16 protein-coding genes are annotated in these 19,315 nt (G+C 70.2%); 6 read left to right on the forward strand and 10 right to left on the reverse strand.

Going from position 1 to position 19,315, the window contains the following annotated elements; all coding sequences use genetic code 11:
* The first annotated feature begins 93 nt into the window (after positions 1–93).
* Both ACSEEN_RS07870 and ACSEEN_RS07875 read left to right on the forward strand, forming a co-directional pair.
* Positions 94–429, forward strand: coding sequence for a LuxR C-terminal-related transcriptional regulator (locus ACSEEN_RS07870; protein WP_440712852.1), 336 nt, complete (start codon positions 94–96; stop codon positions 427–429).
* A 61-nt stretch (positions 430–490) separates the two neighbouring features.
* Positions 491–649, forward strand: a complete 159-nt coding sequence (locus tag ACSEEN_RS07875; RefSeq protein WP_440712853.1) for a hypothetical protein — start codon at positions 491–493, stop codon at positions 647–649.
* Positions 650–693: 44 nt separating this feature from the next.
* Here the strand turns inward: ACSEEN_RS07875 and ACSEEN_RS07880 are convergent, their stop codons facing one another.
* Positions 694–1,968: a DNA polymerase III subunit delta' gene (locus ACSEEN_RS07880; RefSeq protein ID WP_440712854.1), complete on the reverse strand. Its 1,275-nt coding sequence runs from the start codon at positions 1,966–1,968 to the stop codon at positions 694–696.
* A 171-nt stretch (positions 1,969–2,139) separates the two neighbouring features.
* On the opposite strand from ACSEEN_RS07880, the gene ACSEEN_RS07885 reads away from it, so the two are divergent.
* On the forward strand, positions 2,140–3,657 hold the full coding sequence (locus ACSEEN_RS07885) for an adenylate/guanylate cyclase domain-containing protein (protein ID WP_440712871.1): 1,518 nt from the start codon (positions 2,140–2,142) through the stop codon (positions 3,655–3,657).
* Between the two features lie 231 nt (positions 3,658–3,888).
* Positions 3,889–4,761: a DUF559 domain-containing protein gene (locus tag ACSEEN_RS07890; protein WP_440712855.1), complete on the forward strand. Its 873-nt coding sequence runs from the start codon at positions 3,889–3,891 to the stop codon at positions 4,759–4,761.
* Positions 4,762–4,868: 107 nt separating this feature from the next.
* On the opposite strand, the gene topA is transcribed toward ACSEEN_RS07890, so the two are convergent.
* The 3 genes from topA to ACSEEN_RS07905 all read right to left on the reverse strand — a co-directional run bounded on the left by topA (position 4,869) and on the right by ACSEEN_RS07905 (position 9,686).
* Positions 4,869–8,003, reverse strand: coding sequence for a type I DNA topoisomerase (gene topA / locus ACSEEN_RS07895; protein WP_440712856.1), 3,135 nt, complete (start codon positions 8,001–8,003; stop codon positions 4,869–4,871).
* 278 nt (positions 8,004–8,281) lie between these two features.
* Positions 8,282–8,860, reverse strand: coding sequence for a hypothetical protein (locus tag ACSEEN_RS07900; protein WP_298441491.1), 579 nt, complete (start codon positions 8,858–8,860; stop codon positions 8,282–8,284).
* Between the two features lie 622 nt (positions 8,861–9,482).
* A complete protein-coding gene (locus ACSEEN_RS07905) occupies positions 9,483–9,686 on the reverse strand; it encodes a cold-shock protein (RefSeq protein WP_440712857.1) in 204 nt (67 codons plus the stop codon).
* A gap of 179 nt (positions 9,687–9,865) precedes the next feature.
* On the opposite strand from ACSEEN_RS07905, the gene ACSEEN_RS07910 reads away from it, so the two are divergent.
* Complete coding sequence (locus ACSEEN_RS07910; RefSeq protein WP_440712858.1) at positions 9,866–12,187, forward strand: DEAD/DEAH box helicase; 2,322 nt, start codon at positions 9,866–9,868, stop codon at positions 12,185–12,187.
* A 240-nt stretch (positions 12,188–12,427) separates the two neighbouring features.
* Here the strand turns inward: ACSEEN_RS07910 and ACSEEN_RS07915 are convergent, their stop codons facing one another.
* The 5 genes from ACSEEN_RS07915 to ACSEEN_RS07935 all read right to left on the reverse strand — a co-directional run bounded on the left by ACSEEN_RS07915 (position 12,428) and on the right by ACSEEN_RS07935 (position 18,062).
* On the reverse strand, positions 12,428–13,651 hold the full coding sequence (locus ACSEEN_RS07915) for an acetate kinase (protein WP_440712859.1): 1,224 nt from the start codon (positions 13,649–13,651) through the stop codon (positions 12,428–12,430).
* 384 nt (positions 13,652–14,035) lie between these two features.
* A complete protein-coding gene (pta, locus tag ACSEEN_RS07920; protein WP_440712860.1) occupies positions 14,036–16,147 on the reverse strand; it encodes a phosphate acetyltransferase in 2,112 nt (703 codons plus the stop codon).
* 28 nt (positions 16,148–16,175) lie between these two features.
* Positions 16,176–16,727, reverse strand: coding sequence for a TetR/AcrR family transcriptional regulator (locus ACSEEN_RS07925; RefSeq protein ID WP_440712861.1), 552 nt, complete (start codon positions 16,725–16,727; stop codon positions 16,176–16,178).
* A 3-nt stretch (positions 16,728–16,730) separates the two neighbouring features.
* Positions 16,731–17,129: a DUF5709 domain-containing protein gene (locus ACSEEN_RS07930; RefSeq protein WP_247865390.1), complete on the reverse strand. Its 399-nt coding sequence runs from the start codon at positions 17,127–17,129 to the stop codon at positions 16,731–16,733.
* Positions 17,130–17,138: 9 nt separating this feature from the next.
* Positions 17,139–18,062: a cation diffusion facilitator family transporter gene (locus ACSEEN_RS07935; RefSeq protein WP_298441479.1), complete on the reverse strand. Its 924-nt coding sequence runs from the start codon at positions 18,060–18,062 to the stop codon at positions 17,139–17,141.
* Positions 18,063–18,178: 116 nt separating this feature from the next.
* Here ACSEEN_RS07935 and ACSEEN_RS07940 point away from each other — a divergent pair, with 116 nt between their 5' ends.
* Entirely contained in the window at positions 18,179–18,721 is a 543-nt protein-coding gene (locus ACSEEN_RS07940; protein WP_298441477.1) for a hypothetical protein, read from the forward strand.
* A gap of 6 nt (positions 18,722–18,727) precedes the next feature.
* On the opposite strand, the gene ACSEEN_RS07945 is transcribed toward ACSEEN_RS07940, so the two are convergent.
* Positions 18,728–19,297, reverse strand: a complete 570-nt coding sequence (locus ACSEEN_RS07945) for an HdeD family acid-resistance protein (RefSeq protein WP_247865393.1) — start codon at positions 19,295–19,297, stop codon at positions 18,728–18,730.
* Positions 19,298–19,315 lie beyond the last annotated feature (18 nt).

Below are 19,315 nucleotides of genomic sequence, written 5' to 3' on the forward strand. Positions count from 1 at the left end.
TTGCGGTTCGACGACGTTTTGACGCGCGCCCTGCGCAGCCCGGGCGACACGATGACCGTACCCCTTCGCAGCAGCCGTCAGAGGAGTCCGGAGATGCTTGTCGACGACCATGGCCCCGTCCCCGACGATCCGGTCGACGCCGCCGATCCGGCGCGGCTGCGGTGCGTCGCTCCCCAGCGCTCCGCCGGGGACACCGGATTCCGCCGCCCCAACCTCTCGCAGCGCGAGATCGAGGTCTTGCTCACGTGGCTGCGCGCCGAGTCCAAGGAGGACGCGGCGCGTGAACTGTTCATCAGCCCGGCGACGGTGAGTACCCACATCATCCGGATCCGCGCCAAGTACGCCGCCGTCGGCCGTCCGGCGAAACGCAAGGCCGCGCTCTTCGCCCGCGCCGTCCAAGACGGATACACCACTCTCGACGAGTGGTGATCGGCCCCGCCCGCCGGATCCCTATAGTCGACAGGAGATTCCGGAGAACTCAGGAGGGTCCATGTCCGACTTCACCCACAAGATCAAGGAAGCGGCCGAGGCCGTCTCCGCCGCGATCGACAACGAACTGACCGTGCTCGAGGGTGCCGGCGGCGACGATCCGCTGGCCGAGCACGACGACTCCGAGGACGCCGGCGATTCGGGCGAGACCACCGCCTGACGACCGGTACCTGGAGGCGGGGTGCGGTGAGCCCGGCCGGACGCTCAGGCCGGACGTGAGCGCCGGGAGAGTTCCCGGCTGAGCTGCACCATCATGGCGTCGACCGCGAACCGCGGTTTGACGTTCTTCTCCAGCGCATCGCGGCAGTCCAGCACCGCCTCCAGCGCGCGCAGCAGATTCTCCGGGGCCGCGAACGACGCGATCGGCCCGGACAGGTCACCCGCCCGGTCCGGATGCATCATCGCCACCGAGGCGCCCATCGACAGCGCGAGCGCGTCGCGGAAGAGCGCCGCCAGGTCGACCAGCGCGCGGTCGAGGGTGTCGCGCATGATCCGCGTGTGCCGGACCTTCTGCCGTTTCTCCAGTTCCTTGATCGCGCCGGCCGTCCCGCGGGGCGGCCGGGCGGTGCCCTTGCCGGTGCCGCCCGCGCCGAGCGCGGTCATCAGCTCGGCCGTCTCCGGCTCGTTCAGTTCGGCGGCGATCTCGTCGGCGACGGTCTTCGCCGAGGACACCAGCAGCTCGCCCGCCGCGTACATCTCACCCTCGCGGACCGCGGCGCGGGCCAGGGCGAGCGCCTGTTCGCGCTGGCTGCGGGCCAGCTCGTCGGTGGCCAGTCGTCGTGCACGGCCGATGTGCCCGCCCGCGACACCGGCGGCCCAGGCCGCCCGCTCCGGGTCGATGCCGTCCCGGCGGATCAGCACCTCGGCGATCGCGCCGACCGGCGGCGCCGTCAGCGCCACGTGCCGGCACCGGGAACGGATGGTCACCGAGATGTCCTCGGGCGACACCGACGGTGCGCAGAGCAGGAACAGCGTGCGCTCCGGCGGCTCCTCGACCGCTTTGAGCAGCGCGTTCGCGCCGTGTTCGGTGAGCCGGTCCGCGTCCTCCACGATCACTATCTGCCAGCGGCCCGTCGTCGGACGGCGTGCGGCCAGCTTCACGATCTCCCGGATCTGACTCACCGCGATGCTCAGGCCCTCCGGCACGATGTGCCGGACGTCGCCGTGCGTGCCGCCCATGACCGTCGTGCACGCCCGGCATTCACCGCAGCCGACACGCTCGGGGTCGGTGCACTGCAACGCCGCGGCGAAGCTCGTCGCCGCGACCGATCGACCGCTCCCCGGCGGCCCGGTGAACAGCCACGCGTGCGTCATCACCGACGAGTTCGGGGCGGGCAGCTCGGCGTCACCGAACATCGAGACCGCGCCGGCGTCGGTGTGGTCCAGCTCGGCCGCCACACCGCGGGCCGCCCGGGCCGCGGCCGCCAGCTCCGCGGCCAGCGCTTCCTGGCCGATCAGCCCGTCGAAGACATTGGTCACAGGGACCAGAGTAAGGCCCTGTTCAGACAGCCGGACTCACGGTGATGCGTTTAACTACTGCAAGCACCCCGGTACCGTTGTCTTGTGGTGAAGCATCGGTCGCGCCTGGCGAGTGCAGGACATACCCTGCGCTGGCTCTCGCACACTCCGTGGCCGATCCTCGCCCTGGACATGCTGCGCGCCAACCTGATCGGCGCCCTCTTCACTTTCGCGTTCCTCCGCTTCGGCATGCCCGACGCCGACTCCATCTCGCTGGGCGAGATCAACGCGCAGAATCAGCTCTACTTCCTGGTGTATCTGGTCGTGGCGATCACCGTCGGCGCCTGGGCCTCCATCCAGTTGTCGATGCCGGTGCTCATCTGGCATCGACGCCGGTCCAGGCTCGACGACGAAGCGGCCCGGCGGCGCGCTCTGCGCCTGCCCAGCCTGCTGACCGCGGTGAACCTGGGCTTGTGGATGTTCGGCGGCGTCCTCCTGGCCATGCTGAATCTCCGCAGCTCCGGGAAGAACGCGATCCTGGTGGGCCTCGCCAGCCTGATCGGCGCGCTGGTCACCGCGGTGCGGAGCTTCATGCAGTCCGAGAAGGTGCTGCGGCCCATCACCGTCGCGGCGATGGCCAACAATCCGGAGACCGCGAAAGCGCCCGGTGTCGCGGTGCGCATCGCGGCGTTCTGGACCGTCAGCGTGGCGGTGCCGATGTCCGTCATCGTCGTGCTGATCGTGTTGCAGCGCGTGGGCACCATCGACGCCTCCGCCCAGGACCTCGAGCGGCCGATCCTGTGGATGGCCGTCGCCTCCATCGTGTTCGGCCTGCTCGCGATCAGCCGGCTGGTCCGGTCCATCACCGACCCGATCAAACAGATGCGCACCGCGCTGCGGCAGGTGCGGGCCGGCAACCTGAACGTCGCCGTGAAGATCTACGACGGCAACGACCTGGGCCTCCTGCAGGCCGGCTTCAACGAGATGGTCGACGACCTGCGCGAACGGCAGGAGCTCCGCAATCTGTTCGGCCGCTACGTGGGCGAGGACGTGGCCCGTCGGGCCATCGAGAGCGGTACCGAACTCGGCGGCGAGGAACGCTATGTCGGGGTGCTCTTCGTCGACATCGTCGGGTCCACGCGGCTCGCGGTGAACCGCCCGCCGCGCGAGGTGGTGGAGCTGCTCAACGAGTTCTTCCAGATCGTGGTCGAGGTGGTCGGCAGGCACGGCGGCTTCGTCAACAAGTTCCAGGGCGACGCCGCGCTGGCGGTCTTCGGCGCCCCGCTGGATCAGGCCGACTTCGCCGGTGCGGCGCTGGCCGCGGGCCGTGAGCTGCGGGTCGAGCTGGCCCGCAGGCTGGGCGATGTGGACATGGGCATCGGCGTCTCCGCGGGCAAGGCCGTCGCCGGCCACATCGGCGCCCAGCAGCGCCTGGAGTACACGGTGATCGGCGACCCGGTGAACGAGGCGGCCCGGCTGACCGAGCTGGCCAAGGACGAGCCGACCCGCGTGCTCGGCTCGGCTCGCGCGGTCTTCCTCGCCAGCGATGCCGAGGCCGAGCACTGGCAGATCGGCGAGGGCATCGAACTCCGCGGACGCGGTATCGAGACCCTGCTCGCGCGGCCGAATCTGGTCGAGACCGCCCCCGACGTGATCGCCGAGGTTGCGGCCGATGAGGACGTCGAGACGAACGCCGACGGCCCGATCTGACGGCCCGTCCGAGCCGTCGCCACGACGCGTATCCCTACCGTGACGGACAGTCTCGGCGCCGTCCGCAAACCCGCTGGTCGAGTCGTGACGCCCCCGGAGACCGCGACTTATACGTCACGGTACGGCCGGAATCCAGCCCCGCGCCCTCCGCGCTGTGGACAACCGGAATTGTCCACAGGATCGCCGCATCGGGTCTATCGCCGCAGGTCCCGGTGGTCGAGCGTGGTTCACATGGGTATCGATCGACTCCTCGCACAGGGCCGTGGTGTGGCCTCCTGGGCCGCCCTGCAGAAGGCGGGAATGACCCGGACGGAGCTTCGGCACGCGCTGGCCGAGGGAAGTCTCCGGCTGCTGCGCCGCGGCTGGTACGCGACCGATACGGCGCATCCGGCTGTCGTCGCCGCGGTGGCCGCCGGCGGAGTGTGCAGCTGCGTCTCGGCGCTCAGACTCCACGGGGTATGGATTCCCGAACTGCCGACCGGAGTCCACAAGCGCGCCCGTCCCGCGGCGCACAACAGGAAGATCCGTGGCTACTGCCGTCGCTACGGTCGCCCGCTCGCCGAAGACGGCGCCGTCGACGACGTACCGACGGCCCTCGCGCATGCGGCGCGCTGCCTGGACGACGAGGGACTCGTCGTGGTGCTCGACTCGATTCGGCATCTCGGCTTGATGGACCCGGACCAGATCGAGGTGACGCTCCGCACCGCTCCACGGTCCGTGCAGTCGCTCCTCGACGAATGCGCGACGGCCGAGGCCGGGACGGAGTCGATGGCCCGCTTCCGTCTCCGGCGTCGCGGATTGCGGGTTCGCACCCAGGTCGAGATCCCCGGACTCGGCCGCGTCGATCTCCTGGTGGGCAACCGGCTGATCATCGAGGTGGACGGCGAGGAGTACCACTACTCCACCGAACGATTCCACATCGACCGGGAGCGCGACCTGATCGCGTACCGGCTGGGCTATCTGCCGATGCGGTTCGCGTACCGGCACGTGGTCCACGAGTGGGACGAACGCGAGAAGGCCGTCCTCGCCGTGGTGGAGCGAGGCGACCACCTGCCGATGCCCGCGGCCGACCTCAGGTACGACCCGACGCTGACCCTACCGTGACGTCCATCCCGCCTCACCGCAGTGGAATCGCAGGTCAGGGGTGAGAAGAACCCCTGCTGACGTCACAGTCGGGACCACGGCCCCGGCCATTCCGCGAGTTCCGGCGCCTACTCCGCTGCCTTCTCCGCCGCTGCCTTCTTCGCCGGAGCCTTCTTGGCCGGCGCCTTCTTCGCGGCGGTGGACTTGGTCGCGGCAGTGGACGTGGAGGTCGTCTTCTTCGCGGCGGTCTTCCTGGCCGTCGTCGACTTGGTGGCGGTCGTCTTCTTCGCCGCCGTCGACTTCTTGGCGGCGCTCGTCTTGGCGGCGGTCTTCTTCGCCGCCGTCTTCTTCGCCGGGGCCTTCTTGGCCGCCGCCTTCTTGGTGGTCTTCTTCGCGGCCTTCTTGGCCGGGCCCCGCGCACGACGCTCCGCCAGCAGTTCCATCGCCCGCTCCGGGGTGATGGTGGCGACCTCGTCACCCTTCCGGAGGCTGGCGTTGGTCTCGCCGTCGGTGACGTACGGGCCGAAGCGGCCGTCCTTGATCACCATCGGCTGCCCGCTGGCCGAGTCCTCACCCAGTTCGCGCAGCGGCGGAGCGGCCGCGGCACGACCGCGCCGCTTCGGCTCGGCGTACAGCTTGAGCGCCTTCTCGAGGGTCACCGTGAACAGCTGTTCCTCGGTGGCCAGCGACCGCGAGTCGCTCCCCTTCTTCAGGTACGGCCCGTACCGGCCGTTCTGCGCGGTGATCTCCTCGCCGCTCGCCGGATCGACCCCGACCACACGCGGAAGCGACAGCAGCTTCAGCGCGTCCTCGAGGGTCACCGTCGAGATGTCCATGGTGCGCAGCAACGACCCGGTCCGCGGCTTCGGAGCCGCCTTCTTGGCGACCTTCTTCGCCGCCTTCTTGGCCGGAGCCTTGGTCGCGACCGAACCGGCCGTGGCGACCTCGTCGAGAGCCACCACCTCCTCGCCGGCAGTGCTGGGCAGCGGCGATCCGCCGTCGCGCGGGGTCGGGCCCTGCGGGATGGTCGCCGGGGCGGCCTCGCCGCCGTCCTCATCGTCGTCGGACGGCAGGATCTCGGTGACGTACGGGCCGAAACGGCCCTCCTTGGCGACGATCTCGTGGCCGGTGACCGGGTCGACACCGAGCACGCGCCCCTCCTGCGGGGTCGAGAACAGCTTCTCGGCCACCTCCAGGGTGAGCTCGTCGGGCGTCATGTCGGCGGGCAGATTCGCACGCTGCAGGTCCGGCTCCGCGTCCGGACCGGCGACATTGCGCTCCAGGTAGGGGCCGTAGCGGCCGACGCGGACGAAGATCGGCCGCCCCTGCTCGTCGTCGAGCAGCTTGATCGAGTTCACCTCGCGGGCGTCGATGCCCTCCAGGTTCACGCCGACCAGCTTCTTCAGCCCGCCGAGGTTGGCGATCTCGTGCGCGGAACCGTCGTCGTCGGCCGCGCCCTGGTCCTCGGCGCCGAAGTAGAACTCGCTGAGCCAGCGGGTGCGGTCGGCGGAGCCGTTCGCGATCTGGTCGAGGTCGTCCTCGAGGGCCGCGGTGAAGTCGTAGTCGACGAGGCTGTTGAAGTAGCTCTCCAGCAGGCCGACCACGGCGAACGCCACCCACGACGGCACCAGGGCGTTGCCCTTCTTCACCACGTAGCCGCGGTCCTGGATGGTGCCGATGATCGACGCGTACGTCGACGGCCGCCCGATCCCGAGATCCTCCAGCACCTTGACCAGCGAGGCCTCGGTGTAGCGGGCGGGCGGGTTGGTGGTGTGCCCGTCGGCGGTGAGCGACGACGCGGTGAGCGCCTGCCCCTCGCGCAGATTCGGGAGACGGTTCTCGGCGTCGTCGGCCTTGGTGTCGGTCTGCTCCTCGACGCCCTCGACGTACGCGGACAGGAAGCCGGGGAAGGTGATGGTGCGGCCGGACGACGCGAAGACCACCCGCTCACCGGTGGCGGCGGTGCCGCCGATCCGGAGGGTCATGGTGGTGCCCTTGGCGTCGGCCATCTGGGAGGCGACGGTCCGCTGCCAGATCAGCTCGTACAGCCGGAACTCGTCGGTGTTCAGCGCCGAGGCGAGCTGCCCGGGCGTCTTGAAGGTGTCTCCGGCGGGGCGGATCGCCTCGTGTGCTTCCTGCGCGTTCTTGACCTTGCGGTTGTACTGGCGCGGCGTCGCGTGCACGAACTCCGGTCCGTACAGCTCCCGCGCCTGGTTGCGCGCGGCGTTGATGGCCGACTCGCTCAGCGTGGTCGAGTCGGTACGCATGTAGGTGATGTAGCCGTTCTCGTACAGCCGCTGCGCGGTGCGCATGGTGCGGTCCGACGAGAAGCGCAGCTTGCGGCCGGCCTCCTGCTGCAGCGTCGACGTCATGAACGGCGCGTACGGACGGCGCGTGTACGGCTTCTCCTCCACCGAGGTGACGGTGAGCTGCGCGTTCTGCAGGCCGGCGACCAGCGCGTTCGCACCCGATTCGTCGAGCACGACGACGTCGTTCTTGCGGAGCTTGCCGTCCGGGCCGAAGTCTCGGCCGGTGGCGACGCGGGCGTCGTTCACCGACAGCAGTCGCGAGCCGAAGGTGCGCGGCGACGCCTCGGCTCCGGCGTCCATGGTGGCGGCGATGTCCCAGTAGTCGGCGGAGACGAAGGCCATCCGCTCGCGCTCGCGGTCGACGATGATGCGCGTCGCCACCGACTGCACACGGCCCGCCGACAGCTTCGGCATGACCTTCTTCCACAGCACCGGCGAGACCTCGTAGCCGTAGAGGCGGTCGAGGATGCGGCGGGTCTCCTGGGCGTCGACCAGGTCGATGTCGAGGTCGCGCGGGTTCTCCGCGGCGGCACGGATCGCGGGCTCGGTGATCTCGTGGAAGACCATCCGCTTCACCGGGATCTTCGGCTTCAGCGTCTCCAGGAGGTGCCAGGCGATGGCCTCCCCCTCGCGGTCACCGTCCGTGGCGAGGTAGAGCTCGTCCACCTGCTTGAGCAGGGACTTCAGCTCGGTGACCGTCGACTTCTTGTCCGCGGACACCACGTAGAGCGGTTCGAAGCGGTCGTCGACGTTGACCCCGAGGCGCGCCCACGGCTGCCCCTTGTACTTGGCCGGCACATCGGCCGCACCGCGCGGCAGGTCACGGATGTGTCCGCGCGAGGATTCCACGATGTAGTTCCCGCCGAGGTAGCCCGCGATCTTGCGGGCCTTCGTCGGGGACTCGACGATGACGAGTCGCCGGACGGCGGGAGAATCGGTGTCGGTGGCGGCCACGGGTGCCCTTCGCTCTGATGAATCGCTGCTCGTTGCCGTTGTACCTTATATATAGCGTCTTCTGCACATCGCCGCTTCGCCGAGTCGGCCCGCTGAGGCCACCGAGGACCGCGTACAACGGCCGGGATCAGGCACCCGCGCAACGATCGATCGACGCGGGAACCCACCGCGTTCACTGACTCGAGGGTGATTCCGTACCGGCCCGCGACCCGTTGGTTCGCACCGCGGGGCGCTCCTCCCCGGAGAAGCCTGCACGGTCCCCGGCGGTCACGCGGCGACTAGGGGGTGGGCCAGGAGGCGTAGGCCTCGGCCACCGGGGGCGGACCGCCGACGGTCTCCAGCAGCCGGGTCCGGCGCTTGCGGCCCGTCACCCGGAGCGCCGGATGCTGGCCGCCCGAGCCGACCAGGGTCGGCGCGATGCCCACCCGCATCAGGGCGGTCGCCAGCGGGCCGTGAGTGTCGGGGGCATGCGGGTCGAGGCCGAGGACGTAGTGCGCACCCTCCGGGTGGCCCGACGCGAGAACCCAGAGGCGCAATGCCCGCGGCGACGGCGCCCACGCTTCCGGGACGGTCTTCACCGCGCCCGCCGACCAGCGCCGGTGCAGTGCGGTGAGCCGGGGGTTGGCCTCGGTGCGCGCCATCGGCGAACCCTCCTCGGATTCGGCGATCTCCGCTTCGAGACCCGTGGCACGGATGTCGTCGCAGATGGCCTGCGCCCGCCACCGTGCGGCGACCACCACCGATACCCGCGCACCGAAGGCCATGTGCGTCGACTGCCCTTGTGCCGCAAGGAGTCCGGCGAGGTCGTCGATCGCGGGGTCCTCCGTCTCGGCGGAGAACAACGACAACTGGCTCACCCCCACGACTCTACGGCGGGCAGGACGCCGATTCGGGCCGACAGGCGCAACGTCTGACCGTACTGTGACGTAGGCATTCGGTCTGGCGTTGGCCGATCGTGCCCGACCAGCGTCGATTCAGAAATGTACTGGTCCGGTGGCCGAATAGACGTCACAGTCGGGACAACGGCGGGGGCGACCTCGATCTGCGTGGTGCCGACCGGCCTGGGCTTCGGACTGCGCCCGCCGTCGGCTGAGCCCGTCGAGGCCACGCACTCTCGTCCGGGCCGAGGTCTCGACTCGGCCGGGCCCTGGCGGGCCCGACCGGCTCAACCAGCGGGCCCAGACCCGACTCGCTCAAACAGCGAGGCCCGGCCCGTCGGGCTCAACCGGCGGATGGGGCCCGACAGGCGCAACGTTTGTCCCTACTGTGACGTAGACATTCGGTCTGCCGTTGGCCAACCGTGCCCGACCAGCGTCGATTCAGAGATGTACTGGTCCGGTGGCCGGATGGACGTCACAGTCAGGACAGTGGCGGGGAGTGATCTCGCCGGAGACGGTGAACGCGATCTCGACTTCGCTCGATCAGCATGGTGCGGCTCGGCCCGCGGGCAGGGTCTCGACTCCTCGGCCGGTGTGGGGGTCAGGCGGGGTGGACGCCCGTCGCCTGCAGCCCACGATCGCTCTGCCCGAGTTCGTATTCGACGCGCTGGTCCTCGGCGAGCGTCCGGAAGCCCTCGCCGGCGATCTCGGTGTAATCGACGAAGACGTCGCGGTTGCCGTCGTCCGGCGCAATGAAGCCGTAGCCCTTCTCCGAGTTGAACCACTTCACGGTGCCCAGTGCCATCTTCTGCCTCCCTGCCGACGAACCGGGTCACGCGCACTCGCCGCCGCGGCCCGGCCGGTCCAGCTAAGCACGACCGGCCGCACCGACGAGAACGCCGCGCGGTGCGGAAACGGCGACGAGGCGCACCACCCGCCCGCGACTACGATGGAACATCGGGCACGACGACCGGAAGGGATGGAATGGAGCAGGCCACCTACGGCACCGAACTGCTGCAACGCACCCTCGCCGGCGAGGACCCGGAGTCCGAGAGTCCCCTCACCCACACCGCGGTGATCCCCACGCGGACCGCGCAGTTCGCCGACTGGCCGGAGTGGGTGCCGGCGCAGGTGCGGGAGACCTTCACCGAGCGCGGGATCGCCCGGCCGTGGCGGCATCAGATCGAGGCGGCCGACCACGCGGTGGCCGGCCGCGACGTGTGCATCTGCACGGGCACCGCGTCGGGCAAGTCGCTCGCCTACCAGCTCCCGATCCTCAGCCGCCTCGCCGACGACCCGCTCGCCACCGCGCTCTACCTCTCCCCCACCAAAGCCCTCGGAACGGATCAGCTGCGCGCCGTCTCCCAGCTCATCGCGGGCCGGCCGGCCTACAGCCATCTGCAGCCGTGCATGTACGACGGTGACACCGAGCAGGAACTCCGCCAGTGGGCGCGCCTGCACTCCCGCTGGATCTTCACCAACCCGGACATGCTTCACCTCGGGATCAATTCCACCCATGCCAAGTGGCGTCAGTTCTTCGCGCGGCTGAGCTACATCGTCGTCGACGAATGTCACCACTACCGGGGTGTCTTCGGCTCGCACACGGCACTGGTCCTGCAACGCACCCTTCGCCTGGCGCGCATGTACGGCGCGGACCCCGTCGTGATCGGTGCCAGCGCCACCGTCGCCAATCCCGCGCAGGCCCTCTCCCGGCTGATCAACGACGAGGTCGTGGCCGTGACCGGCGACTCCTCCCCGCACGGGGAGCGCACCGTCGCCCTCTGGGAACCCGGCTTCACCGACGATGCGCACCGCGGCGAGAACGACGCCCCGGTCCGCCGGCCGGCCGGCGCCGAGGCCGCCCGGCTACTCGCCGACTTCGTGATCGAGGGCGCACGCACCCTGTGCTTCGTCCGCAGCCGCCGGGGCGCGGAGATCACCGCGCTACGCGCCCAGCAACTGCTCGCCGAATCCGCACCGGCCCTGACCCAGCGGGTGGCCGCCTACCGCGCCGGGTACCTGGCCGACGACCGCCGCCGCCTCGAGCGCGCCCTCGCCGACGGCGAGCTGCTCGGCGTCGCCACCACCAACGCCCTCGAACTCGGCGTGGACATCAGCGGCCTCGACGCGGTGGTCGTCGCCGGATACCCGGGCACGGTCGCCTCGTTCTGGCAGCAGGCCGGTCGTGCCGGGCGCCGCGGCGAAGGCTCGCTGGTGGTGCTGGTCGCCCGCGACGACCCGCTCGACACCTATCTCGTGCACCATCCCGAAGCCCTCCTCGACCGGCCCGTCGAGGCGACCGTCACCGACCCGTCCAACCCCTACATCCTGGGCCCGCACCTGCTGTGCGCCGCGGCGGAATCACCGCTCACCGAGGCCGACGTCACCGCGTTCGACGCGCACGAGGCCGTGGACGACCTCACCCGGCAGGGCCTGCTCCGGCGCCGCAAGGCCGGTTGGTATCCGGCCCCCGGATTGGACCCGTGGTCCGAGATCGACATCCGCGGCGGTATCGGCGGCCAGGTGCTCATCGTCGACTCGACGACGTCGCGGCTGCTCGGGACCGTCGACTCGGCCCGCGCCAAGCAGAGCGTGCATCCCGGTGCCGTCTACCTGCACCAGGGCGAGAGCTTCGTGGTCGACGAACTCGACCTCGACGAGTGCCTCGCCTTGGCACACCCGGAGGAACCGGACTGGACCACCTCGGTCCGCGAGGTCAGCGAGGTGGAGGTGATCCGCACCCTCGACGCCCGGACCTTCGGGCCGCTGACCGTCGCCTTCACCGAGGTGGTGGTGACCGATCAGGTGGTCGGCTACCTGCGCAAAGCGCTCTCCGGAGAGATCCTCGATTCGGTGCCGCTCGACCTGCCCGAGGAGACCCTGCCGACCCGCGCGGTGATGTACACGATCGAGCCCGAGACGCTGATCGCCGCCGGGATCGCGCCCGACAAGTTCCCCGGTGCGCTGCACGCCGCCGAGCACGCCGCCATCGGCATGCTCGGCCTGGTCGCCACCTGCGACCGCTGGGACATCGGCGGCCTCTCCACCAATCTCCATCCGGGGACCGGCCTTCCGACGGTGTTCGTGTACGACGGTTTTCCGGGTGGCGCGGGCTTCGCCGAGCGCGGCTACGAGGCGTTCCGCGCGTGGATCGCGGCCACCGCCGACGCGGTCGAGTCGTGCGCGTGCCGATTCGGCTGCCCGTCGTGCATCCAGTCGCCGAAGTGCGGGAACGGCAACGAACCCCTGGACAAGGCGATGGCGATCAAGGTCCTGCGCCTGCTCCTCCGGCTGTACGACGCCTGACGCCGCCCTCGGCTCGACCCGGCCTCGGGCACGTCATCCAGCCCGACGATGTCCGCCGGATTCCCGGTGAGCAGGCACGCAGAGTGCACATGCGGCGGCGCGGCGATGAGCAGGTCGAGCGAACACCCCAGCGGCCCACACCTCGCGGCGATACCGCGTCGGTCGTTCCCGAATACCGGGTCACGAGGGGAATCGTCCCTCGTGACCCGGTATTCGGGGGTGGCCGACGAAGCCACCCGGTCAGGCGCCGGCGACCACCGCGGCGGCCTGGCGCGCGATCTCCAGTTCCTCGTTGGTCGGGACCACCAGGACGGCCACGGAGGACGCATCCGTCGAGATCCGGCGCGGCTCCGGCGAGCGCACCGCGTTGCGATCCGGGTCGATCTCGATGCCGTACATCTCCAAGTGCGCCAGGGCATCCGCGCGGACGGGAGCGGCGTTCTCGCCGACACCGGCGGTGAAGACGATCGCGTCCACCCGGCCGAGCTCGATCATGTACGCGCCGAGGTAGTGGCGCAGCCGGTGCAGATAGACGTGGTAGGCGAGAGCGGCGGCCTCGTCGCCGGCGTCGACGCGCTCCAGGATGGCGCGGAAGTCGTTGTCGCCGGACAGTCCCTTCAGCCCGGACCTCTTGTTGTAGAGGTGGTCGATCTCGTCGATGCTCATGCCGCCGACGCGGGCGAGCTGGAAGGCGATGCCGGGGTCGATGTCGCCGGTGCGGGTGCCCATCACCAGGCCCTCCAGCGGGGTCATGCCCATCGACGTGTCGATCGGGCGGCCGCCCCGGATCGCCGACGCCGACGCACCGTTGCCCAGGTGCAGCACGATCTGATTCACGTCGCCGTAGTCGCGCCCCAGGAACTCCGCCGCCCGGCGCGACACGTACTGGTGGCTGGTGCCGTGGAAGCCGTACCGGCGGATCGCGTACTTCTGCGCCACCTCGGCGTCGAGCGCGTAGGTCGCCGCGTCGGCGGGCAGGTCGTGGAAGAAGGCGGTGTCGAAGATGCCGACCGCGGGCACGTCCGGGAGCAGCGCCGACACCGCCTGGATACCGACCAGATTGGGCGGGTTGTGCAGCGGGGCGAGCGGCGCGATGCGCTCGATCTCGGCGCGGACCTCGTCGTCGATGACGGTCGGGGCGTGGAAGGTCCGGCCGCCGTGGACCACGCGATGACCGACCGCCGCGAGTCCGGATTCGCGCAGGAAGATGCCGTCCTCGCGGAGCAGTTCGGCGACCTTGGCGATCGCCGCCGCGTGATCGGGCAGCGCGACGTCGATCCGGCGGTTGCGGCCGTTCGCCTCGTGGGTGATGGCCGAGCCGGTGGGCTCGCCGATCCGCTCGGCCAGGCCGTCGGCGTAGACCTGCTCGGTGTGCGGGTCGATCAGCTGGTACTTGAGCGACGACGAGCCCGCGTTGATCACCAGTACGGCGCCGGGGGCGATGTCGACCTTGGGTGCGGTCATGTTCTCTGCTCTCTGCTAGCGGCTTGGCTTCGACACGGTCTCGGCCAGCGCCTCGGCCGGTGGTTCCTGAGCGAAGTCGAAGGGCTCAGCCGGCGGCGGATGGATCTCGGCAACGGGACTCGGGCCGGCTCGGCCGGCTGCGGACAGGGGTTCGGCGGGGAACAGTGGTCTCGACTTCGCGGGGCCTGAGTAGGCGTGGCGGAGCCTGCGTAAGACGGTTCCTGAGCAGGCGTGGCGGAGCCTGCGTAAGACGGTTCCTGAGCAGGCGTGGCGGAGCCTGCGACGACGCGCCGTCGAAGGACGCGCGGTCGAAGGACGCGCCGTCGAAGGACGCGCGGTCGAAGGACATGGGGTCGAAGGGCCACCGACATCGCCGTCGAGACCTCAGTCGGCGGAGGCGGCGGCGCGAGAGAGGTTCTGCGCCTGGATCGCGGTGATGGCGACGGTGTTGACGATGTCGGAGACCAGGGCGCCGCGGGAGAGGTCGTTCATCGGTTTGTTGAGCCCCTGGAGCACCGGGCCGATGGCGATGGCGCTCGCGCTGCGCTGCACCGCCTTGTAGGTGTTGTTGCCGGTGTTCAGGTCCGGGAAGATCAGCACCGTCGCCTTGCCGGCCACCAGCGAGTTCGGCATCTTGGTGCTCGCGACGGACGGCTCGATGGCGGCGTCGTACTGGATCGGCCCCTCGACCAGCAGCTCCGGGGCGCGCTCGCGGACCAGTTCGGTGGCGGTGCGCACCTTGTCGACGTCGGCGCCGGAGCCCGACCCGCCCGTCGAGTACGACAGCATCGCCACCCGCGGCTCGATCCCGAAGGCCTCCGCGGTGGCCGCCGACGAGATCGCGATGTCGGCCAGTTCCTCGGCCGTCGGGTCGGGCACCACGGCGCAGTCGCCGTAGGTGAGCACCTTGTCGGCCAGACACATGAAGAACACCGACGACACCGTGGACACGCCCGGCTGCGTCTTGATGATCTCGAACGCCGGCCGGATGGTCTGCGCGGTGGTGTGCACCGCACCGGAGACCATGCCGTCGACCATGCCGGTGTGCAGCATCATGGTGCCGAAGTACGACTCGTCGCGCACCACTTCCATGGCCCGGTCGAGCGTCACGCCCTTGTGCTTGCGGAGCTGCGCGTAGGCCGCGGCGAACTCGTCGACCAGCGGCGACGTCTGCGGGTCGAGCACGTCGACCTCGGTGAGGTCCACGCCCAGCTCGTCGGCGCGGCGGCGGACCGCGTCGGCGTTCCCGAGCAGGGTCAGCCGGGCGACGCCGCGCCGCAGAAGCCGGTCGCAGGCGCGGAGGATGCGGTCGTCGTTGCCCTCCGGCAGCACGATGTGCTGCGGGTCGGACTTGGCCTGGGCCAGCAGCTGGTACTCGAACATCTGCGGCGTCACCACGTCCGAGACATGCAGGTTCAGTTCCGAGAGCAGTTCCGGCGACGCCGTCAGGTACCGCTCGGCGAGCGCGAGCGCGGCGTCGATCTTCCGCACCGAACCGGCGGCCATCCGCCCGCGCGTGGTCGACGCGATCCGCGCCGTCTCGTACGTGCCGTGGTCGCACTGCAGGATCGGGAGCGTCGGCCGCAGGCCCTTGACCAGCGCGTCGATCATCGGGTGCGGCCGGAGCCCACCGTTCAGGATGATGCCCGCGAGCCGTGGGAAGCCCTGCGCCGCGTTGGCGTTCACCAGCGAGAGCAGCACGTCCGAGCGGTCCGCGGGGGCGATCACCGCCATCGACTCGCTGAGCCGCTCCAGGATGTGCTCGACGGTCATGCCGCCGACCATCACGCCGATGGCCTCCCGGTCGAGCAGGTCGGGGTCGCCGCTGTACAGCGTGGCATCGAGGGCCTCGGCCAGTTCGGCCATCGTCGGCGCCATCAGCAGCGGCTCCTCCGGCACGGCCCACGCGCGGCAGCCGGTGTCCTCGATCGCGGCGTGGACCTCGGCGAGCTGGTGCTCGTCGGCGCGGTTGGCCACCACCCCGGCGACGGCGGCGTGCGAGGCGCGGATGTCGGCGACCAGCAGCTCGATGATCGACACGACCTCGGCGGGCGTGCGGTCCAGCGCCTTCACCACCAGCAGCACCGGCGCCGCCAGGTTCGCCGCGATCCGCGCGTTGTAGCTGAGCTCCGAGGGCGAGGCGACGTCGGTGTAGTCCGATCCGACGATCACCACGTTGTCGCAGTACTTCGCCATCGCGTGGTAGCGGGAGACGATCTCGGCGATCGCCGCGTCCGGGTCGGCGTGGACGTCGTCGTAGGTGACGCCGACGCAGTCCTCGTAGGAGACGTCGACGGTGGTGTACTCGATGAGCAGATCGAGGATGTAGTCGCGCTCGCCCGCCCCGCCCCGCGAGATCGGCCGGAACACGCCGACGCGTCCCCCGGTGGCGGCCAGCTGGACCAGCACGCCCAGCGCGACGGTCGATTTTCCGGTGTCCCCCTCGGCCGAGGCGATGTAGATCCCGCGCGCGGACCGTGTCCCGTTGCCAGTCATACCGCTCAGCGTATCGGGGCGGCGTGACTCATCGGCGAACGATGGCGCGAACCACGAGGTCCGCGATCTCCCTGTCGCTCAACGCGCTCTGCGGCACCAGCATGCACGAGTAGACGGTGCGCACCATGAACTCCACGCCGGCGCGCGCGTTGGGGTACAGCGCAGCGGCCTCGTCGTCCTCGAGCTCGGGGAGAGTGGCCTCCACGATCATCTCGATGAGCGACGGTTCGGTGTCGGATCGCGCGGTCACCAGCGCCCCGACGATCTCCTCCGGCTCATGGGTGAGCACGTACTGCAGGGCCTCGTGCTCGCGGATGTAGCGCAGCGATTCGACGACGCGCTTGTGCACGCGCGCCCCCACGTCGGGCTCATCGGCGCCCCACTCGACCAGCTTCTCGCGCATCAGCGTGAGCTCGCGCTGCACGATCGCGGCGACCAGCGCGTCCCGGCCGCCGAACATGCGATAGGCGGTGGCGCGCGCGACGCCGGCCTGTCGTGCCACCGACGTCAGGCTCAGCGCCCGCGCTCCGAAACTCGAGATCAGGTTGACGCCGACGTCGACCAGTTTTTCCGAATCCATGACCTACTGGGAGTCGATCACGTGCATCGCGGCCTCTTCGGCGGAGGCTCCGGCCCCGTCGACGCCCGCATCGGTGGCGAGCAGCTGCGCGTCCACGTCCGGGAGGCTGCCCTCGTCCGGAGCCACCAGGCGTCCGGCGCGGCGGTCGCCGACCTCGTCGTTCGACGGGAAGTCCGGGTCGCGCTCCGCCTCGTCCTCGGCGGCGAAGACGTCCGGCTCCTCGTCGGCCAGCCGCTCGTCCAGATCCTCGTGCTCGGGGTGCTCGGCCGGCCGGTGGTCCGGCGGCGAGTACCCGCGGTCGAGGACATCGGACAACTCCATGGCTTCCAGCGTGTCCTCGGGCTGCAGCTGGTCGGTCTCGTAGTCCTCGCGCTGGTCCACTTCGTCGTCCGGATCGCTCATGCCTCCAGCCTATCGGCGCCAGGCTTCGTATGCCCGCGGATCCTCGATGGGTTCGGTGTGGATGGTCACTACCAGGCCGGGCACGACGTCCCGCAGCGCCGCTTCCACGTCCTCGGCGGCGTCGTGCGCGCGCTGAACCCGCCACTGGCCGGGCACCAGCATGTGCAGCTGCGCGAACCGGAGCCGCCCGGACTGCCGGGTCCGCAGGTCGTGGAACTCGATCTCGCCGGGACCGGCGCCGATCGCCGCGTCACCGTCGCGAAACCGGCCGAGCACCCCCGTGATGGCGGCGAGATCGCCGGAGTCGAGCGCGACATCCATCAGGCCGGCCGTGGACCGCCGGATGAGCCGGAACCCGACGACCACGATGTTGATCGCGACCCCGATCGCGACGAGCGCGTCGAGCGGCAGCCAGCCGGTGAGAGCGACGAGCCCGACTCCGACGATCACCCCGGCGGTGGTCCACACGTCGGTCATCAGGTGTCGGCCGTCGGCCTCCAGGGTGATGGACCGGTGCGTGCGGCCGGCGCGCAGCAGGGCGAGCGCCGTCACCCCATTGAGGACGGCGGCGACCACCGAGATCAGCAGACCGATGCCGAGCGATTCGAGCTGGGCCGGGTGCAGCAGCCGGTCGACGGCGGTCACGATGATCACCACGGCCGCGATCACGATCATCACGCCCTCGATCACGGCCGAGAAGTACTCGCTCTTGGCGTGGCCGAAGTTGTGGTCGTCGTCGGCGGGCCGCGCGGCGACCCGCAGCGCGATGAAGGCGACGACCGCCGCGACCAGGTTCACCACCGACTCGGCGGCGTCGGACAGCAGCCCCACCGATCCGGTCAGCAGCCAGGCACCGGTCTTGAGCGCGATCGTCACGATCGCGACCGCGATGCTCAGCAGGGCCCAGCGGCTGAGGTCGGCGTTCTTCTCCACGTCTTCGATCCAACACCACCGCGGTACTCGCCGATACCGGCGAGACCGATGGGTCGATCCGTCTCAAATTCCCGGAGGGCACTCCCCCGGGCCGCCTGGCGGGGCACCCTGGAGTCATGCTCGACGAGCTGGAAGCCCAGGCCCGCGAGATGTACGCGGCCGGCGAGTACGCACACGCGCTCGCCGACTTCTCGGTGCTCCGGGAGGTCAGGGGACGGCGCGAGGGCCCCTATTCGGTGAAATACCTGCGCGCCCTGCACGACAGTGTGCGGTGCATGCGGCACCTCGCCCTGTGGCAGGACACCGATCTCCTGTGCAGCGAACTCCACGCGAAGTACGTCCGCACACACGGGCCCGGTGAGGCCGACACCGTCGACGTCGCCAAGCACTGGGCGTGGGCGATGGTCCAGCTCGACGCCGTCTCCAGCGCCGCCACGCTCTACGTGCGGACGGCCGACGCGCTCTGGGACGTGGACCTGCCGGCCGCGCGGCGCCTGCTGGGCGCGGCGGCGGTGCACACGCGGCGCGTCGTCGTCGATCCGCTGGCCGGGCTGACGCTGGCCCACACCACCGAACTCGCCGGCGCGTTCCGCGACCTGCAGGGCCGCCTGACGGACGATGCCCCATCGACCGATTTCGATGGGGCGCCGGTCCAGTAGGCAGGGCTACGCGTCGATCTTGATCTTCGCCGGCAGCGACACCAGGCTCACGATGCTGACGATGATCAGCATCAGGCCGAGCACCCACATGATGGTCGGCAGGGTGACGCCGGGCGAGAAGATCAGCATGACGATGCCGGCGAGCACCGAGATCACACCGCCGACCACGACCAGCCAGCGCGGCGCCATCGAGGTACCGGTGCGCGCACCGAAGATGTCCTGGAAGCCACCGAAGATCCAGCCGACGCCGATGAAGATGGCGAGCATCCACCAGGCGTTCTCCGGGCTGATGATGGCGATCACGCCGCAGGCGACCATCAGAACACCCATCACCAGCATCAGCATCCGCATGCCGAAGGTGACGCCGGTGGCGGCGAAGGTGAAGAAGAGGCGGAACAGTCCCGCGCTGACCAGCGCGATGCCGAACAGGAGGCCGGCGATGAACACCGTGACCCCCGGCCAGACCATGATCAGGACGCCGAGCACGATGCCGACGATCGAGGAGAAGACGATGCCGGCGCGGACCGCGTTGACGGCCTCCGCGGGCAGCGAGGGACGAAGTTCTTGGTTGATCACCTGCACAGCGTAGCGTCA

The sequence above is a fragment of the Gordonia marina genome (genome assembly GCF_052036135.1).
Classification (GTDB): domain Bacteria; phylum Actinomycetota; class Actinomycetes; order Mycobacteriales; family Mycobacteriaceae; genus Gordonia.